Source organism: Aquitalea sp. S1-19 (assembly GCF_024343515.1).
This window is the reverse complement of the sequence record NZ_RJTZ01000084.1, coordinates 1-15,373: the sequence shown is the minus strand read 5'-3', so window position 1 is coordinate 15,373 and position 15,373 is coordinate 1. Positions and strand designations below refer to the sequence as shown.

The 15,373-nt window shown below is 59.4% G+C and carries 13 protein-coding genes and 6 tRNA genes; 7 read left to right on the top strand and 12 right to left on the bottom strand.

Annotation, left to right across the window (positions count from 1 at the left end):
• From EGI20_RS12760 to speA, 4 genes are all read left to right on the top strand, one after another.
• The coding region (locus EGI20_RS12760; RefSeq protein ID WP_498631915.1) for an ArsA-related P-loop ATPase at positions 1 to 414 on the top strand (414 nt) is incomplete at its 5' end.
• An 86-nt stretch (positions 415 to 500) separates the two neighbouring features.
• The gene (locus tag EGI20_RS12755; RefSeq protein WP_498631913.1) at positions 501 to 1,541 is read left to right on the top strand and encodes a permease; all 1,041 of its coding nucleotides are present in this window, start codon (positions 501 to 503) and stop codon (positions 1,539 to 1,541) included.
• A 33-nt stretch (positions 1,542 to 1,574) separates the two neighbouring features.
• On the top strand, positions 1,575 to 2,633 hold the full coding sequence (arsB, locus tag EGI20_RS12750) for an ACR3 family arsenite efflux transporter (protein ID WP_498631911.1): 1,059 nt from the start codon (positions 1,575 to 1,577) through the stop codon (positions 2,631 to 2,633).
• 455 nt (positions 2,634 to 3,088) lie between these two features.
• Complete coding sequence (speA, locus tag EGI20_RS12745) at positions 3,089 to 4,963, top strand: arginine decarboxylase (RefSeq protein ID WP_498631909.1); 1,875 nt, start codon at positions 3,089 to 3,091, stop codon at positions 4,961 to 4,963.
• A gap of 64 nt (positions 4,964 to 5,027) precedes the next feature.
• Here speA and EGI20_RS12740 read toward each other — a convergent pair whose 3' ends face one another.
• The 4 genes from EGI20_RS12740 to EGI20_RS12725 are packed head-to-tail and all read right to left on the bottom strand — an operon-like array spanning position 5,028 to position 9,269.
• On the bottom strand, positions 5,028 to 6,152 hold the full coding sequence (locus EGI20_RS12740; RefSeq protein WP_498631907.1) for an agmatine deiminase family protein: 1,125 nt from the start codon (positions 6,150 to 6,152) through the stop codon (positions 5,028 to 5,030).
• Between the two features lie 30 nt (positions 6,153 to 6,182).
• Complete coding sequence (locus EGI20_RS12735; RefSeq protein WP_498631905.1) at positions 6,183 to 7,277, bottom strand: extracellular solute-binding protein; 1,095 nt, start codon at positions 7,275 to 7,277, stop codon at positions 6,183 to 6,185.
• 10 nt (positions 7,278 to 7,287) lie between these two features.
• Positions 7,288 to 8,202, bottom strand: coding sequence for an N-carbamoylputrescine amidase (gene aguB, locus EGI20_RS12730; protein ID WP_498631903.1), 915 nt, complete (start codon positions 8,200 to 8,202; stop codon positions 7,288 to 7,290).
• A gap of 11 nt (positions 8,203 to 8,213) precedes the next feature.
• Positions 8,214 to 9,269, bottom strand: a complete 1,056-nt coding sequence (locus EGI20_RS12725) for an agmatine deiminase family protein (RefSeq protein ID WP_498631901.1) — start codon at positions 9,267 to 9,269, stop codon at positions 8,214 to 8,216.
• Between the two features lie 96 nt (positions 9,270 to 9,365).
• On the opposite strand from EGI20_RS12725, the gene EGI20_RS12720 reads away from it, so the two are divergent.
• A complete protein-coding gene (locus EGI20_RS12720) occupies positions 9,366 to 10,256 on the top strand; it encodes a LysR family transcriptional regulator (protein WP_498631899.1) in 891 nt (296 codons plus the stop codon).
• Between the two features lie 20 nt (positions 10,257 to 10,276).
• Here the strand turns inward: EGI20_RS12720 and EGI20_RS12715 are convergent, their stop codons facing one another.
• Both EGI20_RS12715 and EGI20_RS12710 read right to left on the bottom strand, forming a co-directional pair.
• Entirely contained in the window at positions 10,277 to 11,473 is a 1,197-nt protein-coding gene (locus EGI20_RS12715; protein ID WP_498631897.1) for an ammonium transporter, read from the bottom strand.
• A 146-nt stretch (positions 11,474 to 11,619) separates the two neighbouring features.
• Complete coding sequence (locus EGI20_RS12710; protein WP_124734330.1) at positions 11,620 to 12,093, bottom strand: Lrp/AsnC ligand binding domain-containing protein; 474 nt, start codon at positions 12,091 to 12,093, stop codon at positions 11,620 to 11,622.
• 83 nt (positions 12,094 to 12,176) lie between these two features.
• Here EGI20_RS12710 and EGI20_RS12705 point away from each other — a divergent pair, with 83 nt between their 5' ends.
• Both EGI20_RS12705 and alr read left to right on the top strand, forming a co-directional pair.
• Entirely contained in the window at positions 12,177 to 13,535 is a 1,359-nt protein-coding gene (locus EGI20_RS12705) for a D-amino acid dehydrogenase (RefSeq protein WP_498631917.1), read from the top strand.
• Positions 13,535 to 14,590, top strand: a complete 1,056-nt coding sequence (gene alr, locus EGI20_RS12700) for an alanine racemase (RefSeq protein ID WP_498631895.1) — start codon at positions 13,535 to 13,537, stop codon at positions 14,588 to 14,590. Before EGI20_RS12705 ends, alr begins: the two co-directional genes overlap by 1 nt.
• Positions 14,591 to 14,711: 121 nt before the next feature.
• Here the strand turns inward: alr and EGI20_RS12695 are convergent.
• The 6 genes from EGI20_RS12695 to EGI20_RS12670 form a co-directional block, all read right to left on the bottom strand.
• Positions 14,712 to 14,788: transfer RNA gene (locus EGI20_RS12695), tRNA-Asp, on the bottom strand.
• 7 nt (positions 14,789 to 14,795) lie between these two features.
• A tRNA-Val gene (locus EGI20_RS12690) sits at positions 14,796 to 14,871 on the bottom strand.
• 24 nt (positions 14,872 to 14,895) lie between these two features.
• Positions 14,896 to 14,972: transfer RNA gene (locus EGI20_RS12685), tRNA-Asp, on the bottom strand.
• A 7-nt stretch (positions 14,973 to 14,979) separates the two neighbouring features.
• Positions 14,980 to 15,055: transfer RNA gene (locus EGI20_RS12680), tRNA-Val, on the bottom strand.
• A gap of 27 nt (positions 15,056 to 15,082) precedes the next feature.
• Positions 15,083 to 15,159: transfer RNA gene (locus tag EGI20_RS12675), tRNA-Asp, on the bottom strand.
• Between the two features lie 7 nt (positions 15,160 to 15,166).
• Positions 15,167 to 15,242, bottom strand: a tRNA-Val gene (locus tag EGI20_RS12670).
• Between the last annotated feature and the right edge of the window lie 131 nt (positions 15,243 to 15,373).

The following is a 15,373-nucleotide window of genomic DNA, read 5'->3' as shown; positions in this document are numbered from 1 at the left end:
CCGACCGGCCACACCTTGTTATTGCTGGATGCTACCGGTGCCTACCACCGCGAAATGGTGCGCCAGATGGGCGACAAGGGTCTTCACTTCACCACGCCGATGATGCAGCTGCAAGATCCGGCACGCACCAAGGTGCTGATTGCGACGCTGGCCGAAACCACGCCGGTGCTGGAAGCCGCCGCCTTGCAGGCCGATCTTGAACGCGCCGGCATTACGCCATGGGCGTGGGTCATTAACCAGAGCATCGCGGCGGCGGGCAGTACTGCGCCTTTGCTGGCAAAGCGTGCGCAAAATGAAGCGCGCGAAATCGATGCGGTGCTCACCCGCCACGCCACTCGCGTGGCACTGCTGCCGCTTCTGGCACAAGAGCCGGTTGGTGCCGATGCGCTGGCCGCACTCGCTCAGGCAAACTGAGTGGACGGGCTCCGTGCCATGTGCGGGGCACTTATTGATGAACGCCCGGCGACACCTTGCCGCCGGGCGTTAAAGAAAGATTAAGCATGTTTTCGTTTTCCATGGCGTCGTTGCAATCGGCAGCAGCTATGTTCGTGTTTCTGGCACTGGAGTTGTCGCTGCTGTTCGTCGTGATCAGTTTTGCCGTTGCCGCTATTCAGCACAAGCTGCCAGCCGGCAAGGTGCAGTCGCTGCTTAGCAGCCAGAAGGGGAGCGGCTATCTGACCGCCGCTGCGATCGGATCGGTTACGCCGTTTTGCAGTTGTTCGACCATCCCGATGCTGAACGGACTGCTGCGCGCCGGTGCCGGTTTTGGCCCGACCATGACTTTTTTGTTTGTGTCGCCACTACTCAACCCTATCGTGGTCGGGCTGCTGTGGCTGACCTTCGGCTGGAAGGTGACCCTGGTCTATATGGCAGCGACGCTGTTGATCTCGCTGCTGGCCGGCGTGTTGCTCGAGCGGCTGAATTTCGGGCGCTACGTGAAGCAGACCGCACCGAAGGCGGGGGCGTGCTGCATCGCCAAACCGGTCGAACTCAAGACCGCTTGCTGCACACCTAAACAGGTCGAGCCTAAGGCTTCCTGCTGCGCCCCCAAGCCGGTCGAACCCAAGACAGCCTGCTGTGCACCCAAGCCGGCCCAAGTGGCACGGCCATCCCAGGAGGCAATGCCCTGGCGGCAACTGTGGCGCGAAGCACTCGGCCAATTCCGCTCGGTGTTTCCTTACCTGATGCTGGGGGTGGCCATCGGTGCTTTCACCTACGGCTTCATCCCTTCCGAGTGGATCGCCGCACACACCGGCAGCGACAACCCGCTGGCCGTCCCGCTGGCGGCCGTTGTGGGCATTCCGCTTTACCTGCGCGCCGAGACGCTGATTCCGATGGCGTCGATGTTTGCGCTCAAGGGAATGGGGCTGGGCGCGCTGATGGCGCTGATCATCGGTGGCGCCGGCGCCAGCCTGACCGAACTGATCCTGCTTAAAGCCCTGTTTCGCAAGCAGATCCTGATCGCCTTTTTAGTGGTGATCATTGGTACCGCCATCTCTGCGGGTTATCTGTTTAGTGCGCTGACACCGTGGCTAGCCTGAATCATCAATCCTTAAATCCGCCAAGAGTCCACTATGAGCCTGCCAAAGCAACGCCTTTCCTTTCTCGACCGCTATCTGACGCTATGGATCTTCGCTGCCATGGCGCTGGGGATTTTGCTGGGTACGGTGATTCCCGGTTTTCCGGACTGGCTGAACAGCCTGTCATCCGGCTCGACCAATATCCCGATTGCGGTCGGCCTGATCGTGATGATGTATCCGCCCCTGGCCAGGGTGCACTATGAAGACTTGCCGCGCGTATTTGCCGACAAGAAAATGCTGGTGCTGTCGCTGATCCAGAACTGGATTATCGGGCCGGCCCTGATGTTTGCGCTGGCGGTGATTTTCCTGCGTGACCAGCCCGAATATATGACCGGGGTTATTCTGATTGGCCTTGCACGCTGTATTGCCATGGTGCTGGTGTGGAACCAGCTGGCGCGCGGAGACAACCAGTATGTCGCCGGTTTGGTCGCATTCAATTCGGTGTTCCAGATTCTGTTCTTCAGCGTGTTTGCCTGGTTCTACCTCACCGTATTGCCGCCGCTATTCGGGCTGGCCGGCAGTGTGATCGATGTCGGCTTTGTCACCATCGCTCAGGCGGTGCTGGTCTATCTCGGCATTCCTTTTGTGAGCGGATTTCTTACCCGCAAGCTGCTGATCAAGGCACGCGGCAGTGTGTGGTATGAAACCCGCTTTTTGCCCAAAATCAGCCCGCTGACGCTAGTTGCTTTGCTGTTTACCATCGCCGCCATGTTCAGCCTCAAGGGCGCAGATGTACTGCGCCTGCCGCTGGATGCGCTGCGTATTGCGTTGCCGCTGGTGATCTACTTTGTACTGATGTTCTTTATCAGCTATGCCATGGGCCACCGCGCCGGGGAGGACTATCCTAAAACCACGGCAATGAGCTTTACCGCGGCCAGCAATAATTTTGAGCTGGCGATCGCGGTGGCGATTGCCGCCTTCGGGCTGGCATCTCCCATTGCCTTTGCCGCCGTGATCGGGCCGTTGGTCGAGGTGCCGGTGCTGATTTTGCTGGTCAATGTTGCGCTATGGATAGGGCGGCGCTATTTCGTCGGGCGCGGTGCGCCGCTGTAGCGGCGATAGCCTGAATGTGGGGTTTTTGTTGTACCAGGCTGATGCCTGTAGCGTTTCGCGTGGTCAAATATTTTCATGGTCTACACCGTATAGTTGATATGCGTAGCTAAACGTGTGGTAAACGCGGGTCGCGTGAAGATAAGCGGGGGCGTTCAATATATTGGACGCCCCCCGTTTTTTTGCATCTGCCGCACGGGAGAAAATCAGTCTGCAATCAAGGTGATTGGCCGTGTGGTTCAAGCCTGCCTAAGGTACTGTTTTTATTGTGCTGTTGATTAAAATGCACAGGGTGAAAAAACGCTTGCCATGACATGTGATATTGCTAAAATCCGCGTCCGTTCAAGCCTTATGGCATGAATACGCAGCTCCGACATCCTAGGCCCACATCAAGCGAGTCCCGCCCGAAAGCCGCGCACTAAGGAGTGATTCAATCTTGCATTGCAAAGGGCAACACCATGGCGTGGACAGTCGCAGATAGCCGGAGCCTGTACGGTATCCGGCATTGGGGGGATGGGTATTTCGATATTGCCGACAACGGTTGTGTCAGCGTGCGGCCGAATGCCGCACTCGGCGAGGATATCGATCTGATGGCGCTATTGCAGCGCCTGTATGGCAAGAATCTGGATCTGCCGCTGCTGATCCGCTTCCCCGACATCCTGCAAAACCGCGTGACGCGCCTGTGCCGTGCTTTTGACGATGCCATTGCGCAAGCGGGCTACGGCAACCGCTATACCGCCATCTATCCGATCAAGGTCAACCAGCAGGAGGCGGTGATCAAGAGCATCATCGCGACACCTGATGTCTCCATCGGCCTTGAGGCCGGCTCCAAGCCCGAGCTGATGGCGGTGCTGGCCTTGTCGCCCATCGGCGGCACCATCGTATGCAACGGCTACAAGGATCGCGAGTTTATCCGGCTGGCGCTGATTGGCCAGAAGCTGGGGCACGAGGTGTTTATCGTGATCGAGAAAGAGGTCGAGGTCGATCTGGTGATCGAAGAGGCCGCGCGGCTGGGGGTGCGGCCATGGCTGGGCATGCGCGTGCGCCTGTCGTCGCTGGCTTCGGGCAAGTGGGCGGATACCGGTGGCGACAAGGCCAAGTTCGGCCTGTCGGCAGCGCAGCTGATTTCGGCGGCCGACAAGCTGGCGGCAGCCGGCATGGCCGACTGCGTGCGCCTGATGCACTTTCATATGGGCTCGCAGATTGCGCATCTGGAAGACTACCGCAAGGGCTTTGGCGAGGCGATCCGCTACTATGGCGAGCTGAGGGCGCTGGGTCTGCCTATCGATCATGTCGATGTCGGCGGCGGGCTGGGGGTCGATTACGACGGCACCCATTCGCGCAACGAAAGCTCGATCAACTACGATATCGACGAGTACGCGCAGGCGATTGTCGGTCTGCTGACCGAATTCTGCGCCGACAACGATTTGCCGCAACCGCGCATTTTTTCCGAATCCGGCCGCGCGATGACCGCGCACCATGCGGTGCTGGTGATGAATGTCACCGATGTCGAGCGCTTGCCCGATGCCGTGCCGGCGGTGGCCGATGTCGCCTCTCTGGCACTGCCCATCCGCAAACTGCTGGAACTGACGCAACTGGCCGATGCGGAGATGGTCACCGAAACCTATTATCGCGCCAGCCATCTGGTGTCGGATGTGGCCGAGCTGTATACCGCAGGCCGGCTGTCGCTAAAGGAAAAGGCGCTGGCCGAAACCATCCATGCTGCCTTGTGCCGCCGCCTGCAGCGCCAGCTCAGCGCCGGCCAGCGCAGCCAGCGTCAGGCTTACGACGATTTGACCGAGCGCCTGGCCGACAAGTATTTCTGCAACTTTTCGGTATTCCAGAGCCTGCCCGATACCTGGGCCATCGATCAGGTGCTGCCCTTGATGCCTATTCACCGTCTGGATGAGGAGCCGACGCGGCGCGCGGTGCTGCAGGATCTGACCTGCGACTCTGACGGCAAGGTCAAGCAGTATGTGGACGGCCAGAGCATAGAGACCAGCATGGCGGTGCACGAGGTCAAGGCCGGCGAGGAGTATCTGATTGGCGTGTTCTTGGTCGGTGCTTATCAGGAGATTCTGGGCGATATGCACAATCTGTTTGGCGACACCGACTCGGTCAATGTCTATCAGTACGCCGGCGGGATGTTGGAATGCACCGGGGTGGAGGAGCACGACACCATAGAAGACATGCTGCGCTATGTGCACCTGTCACCGGATGAGCTGCTGGAGCGCTACCGTCACAAGATGTCGGTGCTGGACGTGGGCGAGCGCGGCAGTTATCTGGCCGAGTTCGCGCGCTGCCTCAAGCAGTCGTCGTATCTGTCGCTGTAGCCATACGCGGTGATGGAGGTGAAAAAAGCGGGAAGGGTGACCTTCCCGCTTTTTTGTGTCTGGTTCAGGCCGGTTGCTGCTGCGTAGTGCAGTGTATGCCGCCACCACCGGCGGCGATGGCATCGATATCCAGCTGGATTACATCGCGGCCGGGAAATAGCTCACGCAGGGTGTCGCGGGCATTGTTGTCGGCCGCGATATCGCCAAACTGTGGTGCGATGACGGCACCGTTGCAGACATAGAAATTGATATAACCGGCGGCAAACTCGCTGTTGTCAAAACGCGGGCGTATGCTGCCCGGCCCCGGCATTTCGACCACGCGCAGCTTACGGCCTCGCGCATCGGTCGCGCCGCGCAGGATTTTCAAGTGTGCGCGGGTGACGGCGTAATCGAACGAGTCGGGATCCATTTCCAGCCCGGCCACCACCACGCCGGGGCCGGCGAAGCGGGCGTAAAAGTCGGTATGGCCATCGGTGATATCGCGCCCGGCGATGCCGGGCAGCCAGATAATCTTGCTGATGCCCAGTAGCCGTTTCAGTTCGGCCTCGCAGTCGGCCTTGCTGACCCCGGGATTGCGGTTGCGGTTGAGTACGCAACTCTCGGTCATGATGGCCGTACCCTCGCCATCCACCTCGATGCCGCCGCCTTCCAGTACCAGCTTGCTGCGCAATACGGGCGTGCCCGCTTTGGAACAGACAAATTCGGCGACTTCTGCGTCCTGGGCATAGGCCTGCTTATTGCCCCAACTGTTGAAGTTGAAATCGACACCGGCCAGTTTTCCCTGCCGGTTTTTGACAAATACCGGCCCTGTGTCGCGTATCCACAAGTCGTCAAGCGGCTGGCTTAGTAGCTCGATTTTTGGATCCAGCAGTTGCCGGGCGATAGCCAGCTCGTTCTGGCGTACCAGCATCCTGACCGGCTCGTAACGGACGATGGTGTTGGCGATCAGCGCCAGCGCGTCGCGGCAAGGGGAGAGCAATTGCGGCCCCCAGATGGCATCCGATGCACCAAACGCCATCCACGTGGCACGATGCGGGGCGCTCTCGTCGGGCATACGCCAGCTGTCTGTGCTGTCAGTACTATCGGTCTCGCCGCCAGCCCCGCCCAGACAGCCGCTGGCCAGCGGGGTGAGTGCCAGGGCACAGCCAATACGCAGGCCGCGTTGTAAAAGTTCTCGTCGCTTGAGCATGCTTTGCTTTCTGTTCCGCTAGGGGGAGATTCAGCCTTTTTTGAATGTCAGCCAGGTGCGGCCTTCGATACGGCTATTCTCGCTGGACTGGATCTGCTGGGTAAACAGGGTCTGTTTTTTCGCTTCGTTAAGATAAATGGTGGGGTTGCTGCTGAGCTTGCGGTCGACCAATTTTTGCGAGCTCAGATTGGCATTGGCGTAACGGGTGGCATCGCTGATTTTGGCGATGATGTCCGGTCGCAGGATAAAGTTGATAAAGGCGTGCGCATTGTCGGGGTGGCGCGAGTTCTTGGGAATCAGCATGCCGTCAAACCACATCAGGCTGCCCATGCTGGGAATGTCGTAGACGATATTGCGCTTGATGCCCATCTCATGCGCCTTGCTGGCCGCCAGATTGATGGCGCCGGAAAAACCGACCGTGACGCACAGCTCGCCGCTGACCAGTTCGTCGGCGGTGGGTGACACGACAAAGCGGCGGATATAGGGCCTGATCTTCATCAGCATGGCCTGCGCTGCGGCGTAATCCTGTTTGCCGGGATTGACCGGGTCGCGCCCGATATAGCGCAAGGCCAGCGGCAGGATGGAACTGGCCGAGTCCTGCACGCCCATACGGCACTTGGCTGCAATACGTGCGGCAATCGCCGGGTTGAACAACAGTTCCATGCTGTTCTTGGGCATGTCCTTGCCCAGAATGGCCGTGATCCTGTCCTTGTCGTAGCCCACGCCCATGGTGCCCCACATATAGGGGGCGCTGTACTGGTTGCCGGGGTCGGAACGGGCAATCACACCCAGCAGCTTGGGGTCCAGATGTTTGTAGTTGGGCAGCTTGCTCTTGTCCAGTTTGCGGTACGCTCCTGCCTGTATCTGTTTGGCCATGAAGTCGTTGCTGGGCCAGACTACGTCGTAGCCGCTGTCACCGGCCAGGAGCTTGGCCTGCAGGGTCTCGTCGCTGTCGTAGACATCCAGCTTCACCTTGATGCCGGTTTCCTTTTCGAACTGCTGCAGGGTGTCGGGGGCGAAGTAGTCAGCCCAGTTGAACAGATAGAGGATCTTTTCCTCTGCCGCCTGCGCCTGCGGGATGCTCAGTGCCAGCGCTAGCATGCCTAGTGCGAGTTGCTTATTCATGATCATCTCCTTAACGGTAGCAAGATGCCACGCCATCGCTGGTGAGCAAGGTGCGGTACATTTCGGGGCGACGGTCGCGGAAGAAGCCCCATGACTGGCGCTCGGCGCGGATGGCATCCAGATCGAAGCTGGCCAGCAGAATAGTCTCTTCGCTGCGCCCGGCCTCGGCCAGCTTGGCGCCGGTATGGTCGGCGATAAAGCTGGAGCCGTAAAAGGTGCTGCTCAAGCCCTGTTGCTGCGGATTGCCATTGCCGATGCCTGTTTCGGTACCGATGCGGTTGGCGGCTACCACTGGCAGCATATTGGCGGCGGCGTGCCCCTGCATGGTGCGCTGCCAGTGGCCGGAAGAGTCGTAGTCGGCGCTGAATGGTTCGGAGCCGATGATGGTGGGGAAGCACAGGACTTCTGCGCCCATCAGCGCCATGCTGCGTGCCGTTTCCGGATACCACTGGTCCCAGCAGATGCCGATTCCAATCTTGCCGAAACGGGTGTCCCACACCTTGAAGCCGGTGTCGCCGGGGGTGAAGTAGAATTTTTCGGTGTAGCCGGGGCCATCCGGGATATGGGTCTTGCGGTAGACGCCCAGAATGCTGCCGTCGGCGTCGGCCACTGCGACCGAATTGAAGGCTGCGTTGCCGGCCCGTTCGAAAAAGCCTATCGGCAAAACGACCCCCAGCTCGCCTGCCAGCGCGGCAAAACGGGCGATATGCGGGTTGCCCGCAAACGGTTCGGCCAGTGCCAGATGGCTGGCATTCTGGTCGATACAGAAATAGGGCAGCATGAAAAGCTCGGGCAGGAGGATAAGCTGCGCGCCTTGCGCTGCCGCCGCGCGCACCAGGCGTTCGGCTGTGGCCATATTGTCATCCCGTGTCCAGCTGCCGGAGGCCATCTGGACGGCGGCAACGGTGATGGTTCTTGAGGACATCGCTGTTTTCCTTAAATGTTGGCTGGCAGCTGGCCAGCGGTGGCGGGCTGTTGCTGGGTGGAGCAGTGCAGGCTGCCGCCGCCTATGCTGATGGTCGGCACCGGTAGTAGTTCGACTTGGCGGCCGGGAAAGGCCAGGCTGAAAGCCTTGCGTGCCGCATCATCCTCGGCCACGCCAAAGGCGGTGGAAATTACCGCGCCGTTCACCAGAATATAGTTGGCATAGCAGTCGCAGTAGCGCTCGGAGCCGAAACGCTCGCTGACGATGGGCGAGGGCAGTTCCAATAATTCGAAATGGCGGCCACGGCTATCGCGCGCCAATTCCAGTGCGCGGCGGTTTTCCTGCATGATTTTGAAATAGTCGCCCTGATCCTGTTTAGCCGACTGCAGCAGGATGCGGCCCGGGGCAATAAAGGAGGCGATACCGTCTATATGGCCATTGGTCTCGACTTCATCCGGGTTGCCCGGCAGCCAGATGATCTGTGCCACCCCCAACATGCGTTTGAGCTCGTTCTCTATTTCCCGCCGGCTCATATGCGGGTTGCGGTTGGGATGCAGTAGACAGCTTTCGGTGGTCAATAGGCTGCCTTGGCCATCCACATAAAAAGAGCCGCCTTCCAGTACCATCTCCGAATTGAATAGTCTGGCGCCGGCATGGCGGGCGATATCCTGACCCAATTGCTGGCAACCGTCGTACGGCTGGTATTTTTCGCCCCAGGCATTGAAGCGGAACACGGCCGCGCCCAGTTGACCTTGCGGCCCTTGTAAAAAGATGGGTCCGCAGTCGCGCACCCAGTTGTCTTCGGCGGCCACCGGCAATACGGTGACGGTGTCTCCGCATAGCGCTTGGGCGTGTGCCGCCTGGCTGTGATGGGCGGTGACAATACAGCGCTGAAAGCGGGCAATGGTGCGGGCCACCAGGGCGAACTCGGCGCAGACTTGCGCGTAATGGTTGCCCCAGAGTTCTTCACGGTTTTCCAGTACCGGCCAGCCCAGATAGCTGGCCTGTTGCGTTTCCCACTCTGCCGGCATGCGGTAGCCCTGGCTTAGGGCATCAAAACGACTCATACGTCCTCCTTGTTGTTGGATGCAAGTATGCGTCGGCTTATACTTGATGAAAATTGATGTTTATTGTGCCTATTGAACAGGTTTTCTCATCTGTCTATGCAACGACTTCCCTCGCTTAAACTGCTGACCGGCTTCGAAGCCGCTGCCCGTCTGGGTAATTTTTCGCGTGCCGCCGACGAGCTTTGCCTTTCGCCATCGGCCATCAGTCATCAGATACAGGAGTTGGAAGCCCAGCTCGGTCAGCCGCTATTTCGCCGTGTCGGGCGCGGCGTGGAGCTGACGGTCGCGGGCGAGGTATTGCTGGGCAGCGTACAGCGCTCGCTGGGCACTTTGCGTAGTGGTCTGGGGCGGATTGCGAGTTATCTGGACCCAGGCTTGGTGGTACTGGTATGCCCTGCATCACTGGCGCATGGCTGGTTGCAGCCGCGGCTTTTGGCGTTGCAAACGCAGTTCCCTGGCTTATGTCCCTTGCTGGCGACGGACGAGTCGGTGCGTTATGTCGACGAAGTCGATGTCGATATCACCATAGGCGAACGGCCCTTGCAGCAGGCCGGTCTGGAAGAAGTGCCGTTTTTGCAGGACGAGTGGGTGATGGTGGCCAATGCCGCGCTGGCACAGCGTCTGGCGCCGCTGCCGCAGGCTGCGCATCACCAGCATGCCGGACTGATCTGTCTGGAGGAAAGTTTTACCCGTGACGCTACCGCCAGCCTGTTTCGCGAGCAGCTTGCACCTTTTCGCAAACTGGCGATCTACGACGATGCGCGTCTGCTGCTGGACGGTGCCTTGCGTGGTGCGGGTGTCGCCTGCGTGCCGCATCTTTTGGCCGAAGACAGTCTCCGTGGCGGTCAGCTTGCTATCCTGCCTGATTATCCGCGCCTGCCCGGTACAGTCTGGTGGCTGTCCCGGCTGGCGGGGGCGCCAAGATCTGCGCTGGTCGGCGAGATGTTTGCGTGGCTGTTGCAGCAGGGCGGGGCGCGCATGCCGTAAGCGCGCCCTGTCTCTGAGTCTTACCAGTTGCTCTCGCGCTCGGGGGTGGCGCTGATTTTATGGATGGACAGGTCGGCGCCGTTAAATTCTTCTTCTTCCGTTAAACGAATACCGACCGTGTGTTTCAGCAGGCCGTAGATGATCAGGCCGCCGCCAAAGCCGATGCCAATGCCGAGCAAGGTTCCGGCCAGTTGCGACATCAGGCTGACGCCGCCGCTGCCGCCCAAGGCTTCCAGTCCGAACAGGCCGGCTGCGATGCCGCCCCAGGCGCCACACAGGCCATGCAGCGGCCACACGCCCAGTACGTCATCGATTTTCCAGCGGTTCTGCGTCAGGGTGAAGAGCCAGACAAACAAGGCACCAGCGATGGTGCCAACTGCCAGTGCGCCCAAGGGGTGCATCACGTCCGAGCCTGCGCACACCGCCACTAGTCCGGCCAGCGGGCCGTTATGGATAAAGCCCGGGTCATCCTTGCCTAGCCACATTGCCGCCAGCGTGCCGCCGACCATGGCCATCAGCGAATTGATGGCGACCAGACCGGAAATGCCTTCTATCTTTTGCGCGCTCATGACATTAAAGCCGAACCAGCCGACGATCAGTATCCAGGCGCCCAGCGCCAAAAACGGAATGGAGGACGGTGGGTGGGCCGCAATACGGCCATCCTTGCCGTAGCGGCCACGACGCGGACCCAGTAGCAAAATGGCGGCCAGCGCGATCCAGCCGCCGACGGCATGCACGACCACCGAGCCGGCAAAGTCATGAAACGGTGCACCAAAAGCGCGGGTCAAACCGTCCTGAATGCCGAAGTGGCCATTCCAGGCGATGCCTTCGAACAGGGGGTAGACCAGGCCGACCAGCAAGAACGTGGCCGCCGTTTGCGGGTGGAAGCGGGCGCGTTCGGCGATGCCGCCCGAGATAATGGCCGGAATGGCGGCGGCGAAGGTCAGCAAAAAGAAGAACTTGACCAGCTCCACGCCATGGTTGGCCGATAGCGTCTTGGCCGAGGAGAAAAAGTCTACGCCGTAAGCGAGGCTGTACCCGACGAAAAAATAGGCGATGGCTGATACGGCAAAGTCGGTGAGGATCTTGACCAGGGCATTGACCTGGTTTTTCTTGCGCACCGTGCCCAGCTCGAGAAAGGCAAAGCCTGCGTGCATGGCCAGTATCATCACCGCGCCTAGGAGCAGGAACAGGGTATTTTCAGCACTTCCGGTCATGGCATTCCCTTATATGTTTTGGTTTGCCACGGCTTATGCAAAATAAGTGCCAACTTGGTGCAGCGCTAGCGCCGCTCTGGTGCGTTTGCAATGCCCGTCATTGGTGCGTGATGCAACTTGGCTGCACCATAAAAGTGAATGTGCGCTCAGGCTAAGGGCAGATTAAGCGTTTCCTTGATTTCTTCCATCACCACATAGCTTTTCGATTCATTGGCCGCCGGCAGTTTGAGCAGGATGTCGCCCAGCAGCTTGCGGTATTGCGACATATCGGCGATACGGGCCTTGATCAGATAGTCGAAGTCGCCGGACACCAGATGGCAGTCGAGGATTTCGGGGATTTTCTGCACGTCGCGGCGAAAGGCATCGAAGATATCGCCCGATTTGCTGGAGAGTTTGATTTCGACGAAAACCAGCAAGCCGGCACCCAGCAGGGCCGGATTGAGGCGGGTGTAGTAGCCGCAGATGACGCCTTCGCGCTCCATACGCTTGACGCGCTCGCTGCACGGCGTGGTGGACAGGCCGACTTTGTCCGCAAGTTCGGTCATGGCGATGCGTGCATTGCCCTGCAGTTCGCGCAGGATCTTTTTATCGGTTTTATCCAGGGTGCCGGTCTTGTTCATGCTTTCTCTTTTTTTTATGCGTTTGCATTAATTTGTCACTTATTTTGCCTGATTCTTTGGTGAAAAAAACTGGCTAAGCCTCAATATACTACGCCAAATCACTAAATGGAGACTCGGCCATCGCAGCCGTGGGAGAAAAGATGAAAGTCGTCGTACTGGGTGGCGGTGTGGTAGGAATTTCAAGTGCATGGTATCTGGCTAAGGCCGGGTGCGAGGTGATGGTACTGGAGCGTCAGAGCGGTGTGGCGCTGGAAACCAGTTTCGGCAATGCCGGCCAGATTTCTCCCGGCTATGCCGCGCCATGGGCTGCGCCCGGTATTCCGCAAAAAGCCGCCAAGTGGCTGCTGCAGCGCCATGCACCGCTGGCCATTCGCCCGGACGGCTCGCTGTATCAGTTGCAGTGGATGGCCAAGATGCTCGCCAACTGCAACCCCAAGGCTTACAACATCAACAAGAGCCGAATGATGCGCCTCGCCGAATACAGCCGCGACAAGATCCGCGAATTGCGCGCCGAGACCGGTCTGGCTTATGAGGGCCGTCAGGGCGGCACCTTGCAGCTATTCCGCTCCCAGGCTCAGGTCGATGCGATGGGTAAGGATATCGAGGTGCTGGAAGAGTGCGGTGTCGCCTATCAGGTGCTGGGGCGCGATGAGCTTGCCAGCGTCGAGCCGGCGCTAGCGCGGGTCAAGCACAAGCTCACCGGCGGCCTGCGCCTGCCTAACGACGAGACTGGTGACTGCCAGCTGTTCACCTCGCGTCTGGCCGAAATGTGTGTCGATGCCGGCGTGCGTTTCGTATTCGATGTGGCCATCGAGCGCATCGAAGAGGCTAACGGCAAGGTGTCGGGCATCGTGGCAGGGGGAGAGCGTTATGTGGCCGACCACTATGTGGTGGCGCTGGGCAGTTATTCGCGCGATCTCTTGCAAAACCTCGATATCGATATTCCGGTCTACCCGGTCAAGGGCTATTCGCTGACCGTGCCTATCGTCAATGCCGATGCTGCACCGGTATCGACCATACTCGATGAAACCTACAAGGTGGCGGTGACCCGTTTCGATAACCGTATCCGCGTCGGCGGCATGGCCGAATTGTCCGGCTATAACCTAGAACTCAATCCGCGCCGGCGTGAAACGCTGGAAATGGTGGTGTCCGATCTGTATCCGGATGGCGGCGATGTGAAGGCGGCCAGCTTCTGGACCGGCCTGCGTCCGATGACGCCGGATGGCACGCCGATTATCGGAGGTACCCGTCTCTCCAATCTGTCGCTCAACACCGGTCACGGTACCCTGGGCTGGACCATGTGTGCAGGCTCGGGCAAGGTGCTGGCCGATATGATTACCGGCAAAACGCCTGAAATCAGCGTCGATGGTCTGTCTATGCAGCGCTATGCCAAGCCGGGACAGACGCTGGTGACGCCGGCGCGCACGCTGGTGGCCGGCTGATGCGCCCATTGCAGGCGGAAATCCGCCTTGACGCGCTGCGCGATAATTACCGTCTGGCACGCCAGCTTGCCGGCGGGCGTACCCTGGCGGTGGTGAAGGCTAATGCTTATGGTCATGGTGCCGTGCGTTGCGCGTGCGCACTAGATGGCGAGGCCGATGGTTTTGCCGTGGCCTGCATCGAAGAAGCGCTGGAATTGCGCGCGGCCGGCATCGTTGCCCCCATTTTATTGCTGGAGGGGGTGTTCGAGCCTGATGAATACCGCCTGTGCGCCGAGTTGGGCTTGTGGTGCGTGGTGCAAAGCGAAACCCAGCTCGCCATGCTGGAGGCGAGCCCGGTTGCCAGTTTGCCGTCAGTCTGGTTGAAGATGGATTCCGGCATGCACCGCGCCGGCTTCGCGCCGGACGATTACGCGGCAGCATGGCAGCGGCTGACAGGCAGTGGCAAGGCGCTGGAGATCGTCAAGATGAGCCATTTTGCCCGTGCCGACGAGCCGGATCAGGTGATGACGCAGGCCCAGATTGAAACTTTCGATGCAGCATGCCGCTCTTTGCCGGGTGCTGCCAGTCTTGCCAACTCGGCCGGCCTGATGGTGCATCCGCGGGCAAGGCGGGAATGGAGCCGTGCCGGCATTATGTTGTATGGGGTCAATCCTTTGCCGCAGGGGATGGGACCCGCTCTCAAGCCGGTCATGCGTTTAACTAGCCGGATATTTGCACTACGTGAAATTGCGGCGGGTGAGCCGCTGGGCTACGGCCACAATTTTGTGGCGACACGGCGCACGCGGGTGGGTCTGGTGGCTTGTGGCTATGCCGACGGTTATCCGCGTCTGGCCTCTACCGGCTCGCCGGTTGCGATCGACGGAGTGCGCAGTCGTGTGATCGGGCGGGTATCGATGGATATGTTGACGGTAGATCTGACCGATTTGCCCGCAGCCGGGCTTGGCAGCGAGATTGAGCTATGGGGGGATGCGATTAACGTCAATGAAGTTGCCGCCTGCGCCGGTACCATTGCGTATGAGCTCTTGTGTAACGTCAAGCGTGCCCGTTTTGTCTGATTCTTTGCATGTGTGCCCCTCTTTGATCCGGCTTTGGCCGGATTTTTTTATCTGGCCAAAGGGAAAGAAAAAAGAGGAGGGGTAGACGTGAAAAAAGCTTCCCGAAGGAAGCTTTTTTGACTGGCGGAGTGGACGGGACTCGAACCCGCGACCCCCGGCGTGACAGGCCGGTATTCTAACCAACTGAACTACCACTCCAAAACCTTGGTGGGCGCTGACGGGATCGAACCGCCGACATTCTGCTTGTAAGGCAGACGCTCTACCAACTGAGCTAAGCGCCCTGAAAGGGGTGTTGCATTTGTGACTGGCGGAGTGGACGGGACTCGAACCCGCGACCCCCGGCGTGACAGGCCGGTATTCTAACCAACTGAACTACCACTCCAAAACCTTGGTGGGCGCTGACGGGATCGAACCGCCGACATTCTGCTTGTAAGGCAGACGCTCTACCAACTGAGCTAAGCGCCCTGAAAGGGGTGTTGCATTTGTAACTGTTGGCGGAGTGGACGGGACTCGAACCCGCGACCCCCGGCGTGACAGGCCGGTATTCTAACCAACTGAACTACCACTCCAAAACCTTGGTGGGCGCTGACGGGATCGAACCGCCGACATTCTGCTTGTAAGGCAGACGCTCTACCAACTGAGCTAAGCGCCCTGAAAGGGGTGTTGCATTGTCTGCTGTTTTGTTTGCAGTGCAACTGAGGAGGCGAATTAAACCATAGGATGATTTGCCGCGCAAGCCCTATTGTGAAATTAATTCTATTTTGTGCGGTGTTTGGGGAATTA

Coding starts and splice junctions, on each gene's coding strand:
- aguB (WP_498631903.1), bottom strand. CDS start 8,202: ATGTCCTCAAGAACCATCACCGTTGCCGCCGTCCAGATGGCCTCCGGC.
- EGI20_RS12710 (WP_124734330.1), bottom strand. CDS start 12,093: ATGAACAAGACCGGCACCCTGGATAAAACCGATAAAAAGATCCTGCGC.
- EGI20_RS12740 (WP_498631907.1), bottom strand. CDS start 6,152: ATGCTCAAGCGACGAGAACTTTTACAACGCGGCCTGCGTATTGGCTGT.
- alr (WP_498631895.1), top strand. CDS start 13,535: ATGCGCCCATTGCAGGCGGAAATCCGCCTTGACGCGCTGCGCGATAAT.
- EGI20_RS12725 (WP_498631901.1), bottom strand. CDS start 9,269: ATGAGTCGTTTTGATGCCCTAAGCCAGGGCTACCGCATGCCGGCAGAG.
- EGI20_RS12720 (WP_498631899.1), top strand. CDS start 9,366: ATGCAACGACTTCCCTCGCTTAAACTGCTGACCGGCTTCGAAGCCGCT.
- EGI20_RS12715 (WP_498631897.1), bottom strand. CDS start 11,473: ATGACCGGAAGTGCTGAAAATACCCTGTTCCTGCTCCTAGGCGCGGTG.
- speA (WP_498631909.1), top strand. CDS start 3,089: ATGGCGTGGACAGTCGCAGATAGCCGGAGCCTGTACGGTATCCGGCAT.
- EGI20_RS12755 (WP_498631913.1), top strand. CDS start 501: ATGTTTTCGTTTTCCATGGCGTCGTTGCAATCGGCAGCAGCTATGTTC.
- EGI20_RS12735 (WP_498631905.1), bottom strand. CDS start 7,277: ATGAATAAGCAACTCGCACTAGGCATGCTAGCGCTGGCACTGAGCATC.
- arsB (WP_498631911.1), top strand. CDS start 1,575: ATGAGCCTGCCAAAGCAACGCCTTTCCTTTCTCGACCGCTATCTGACG.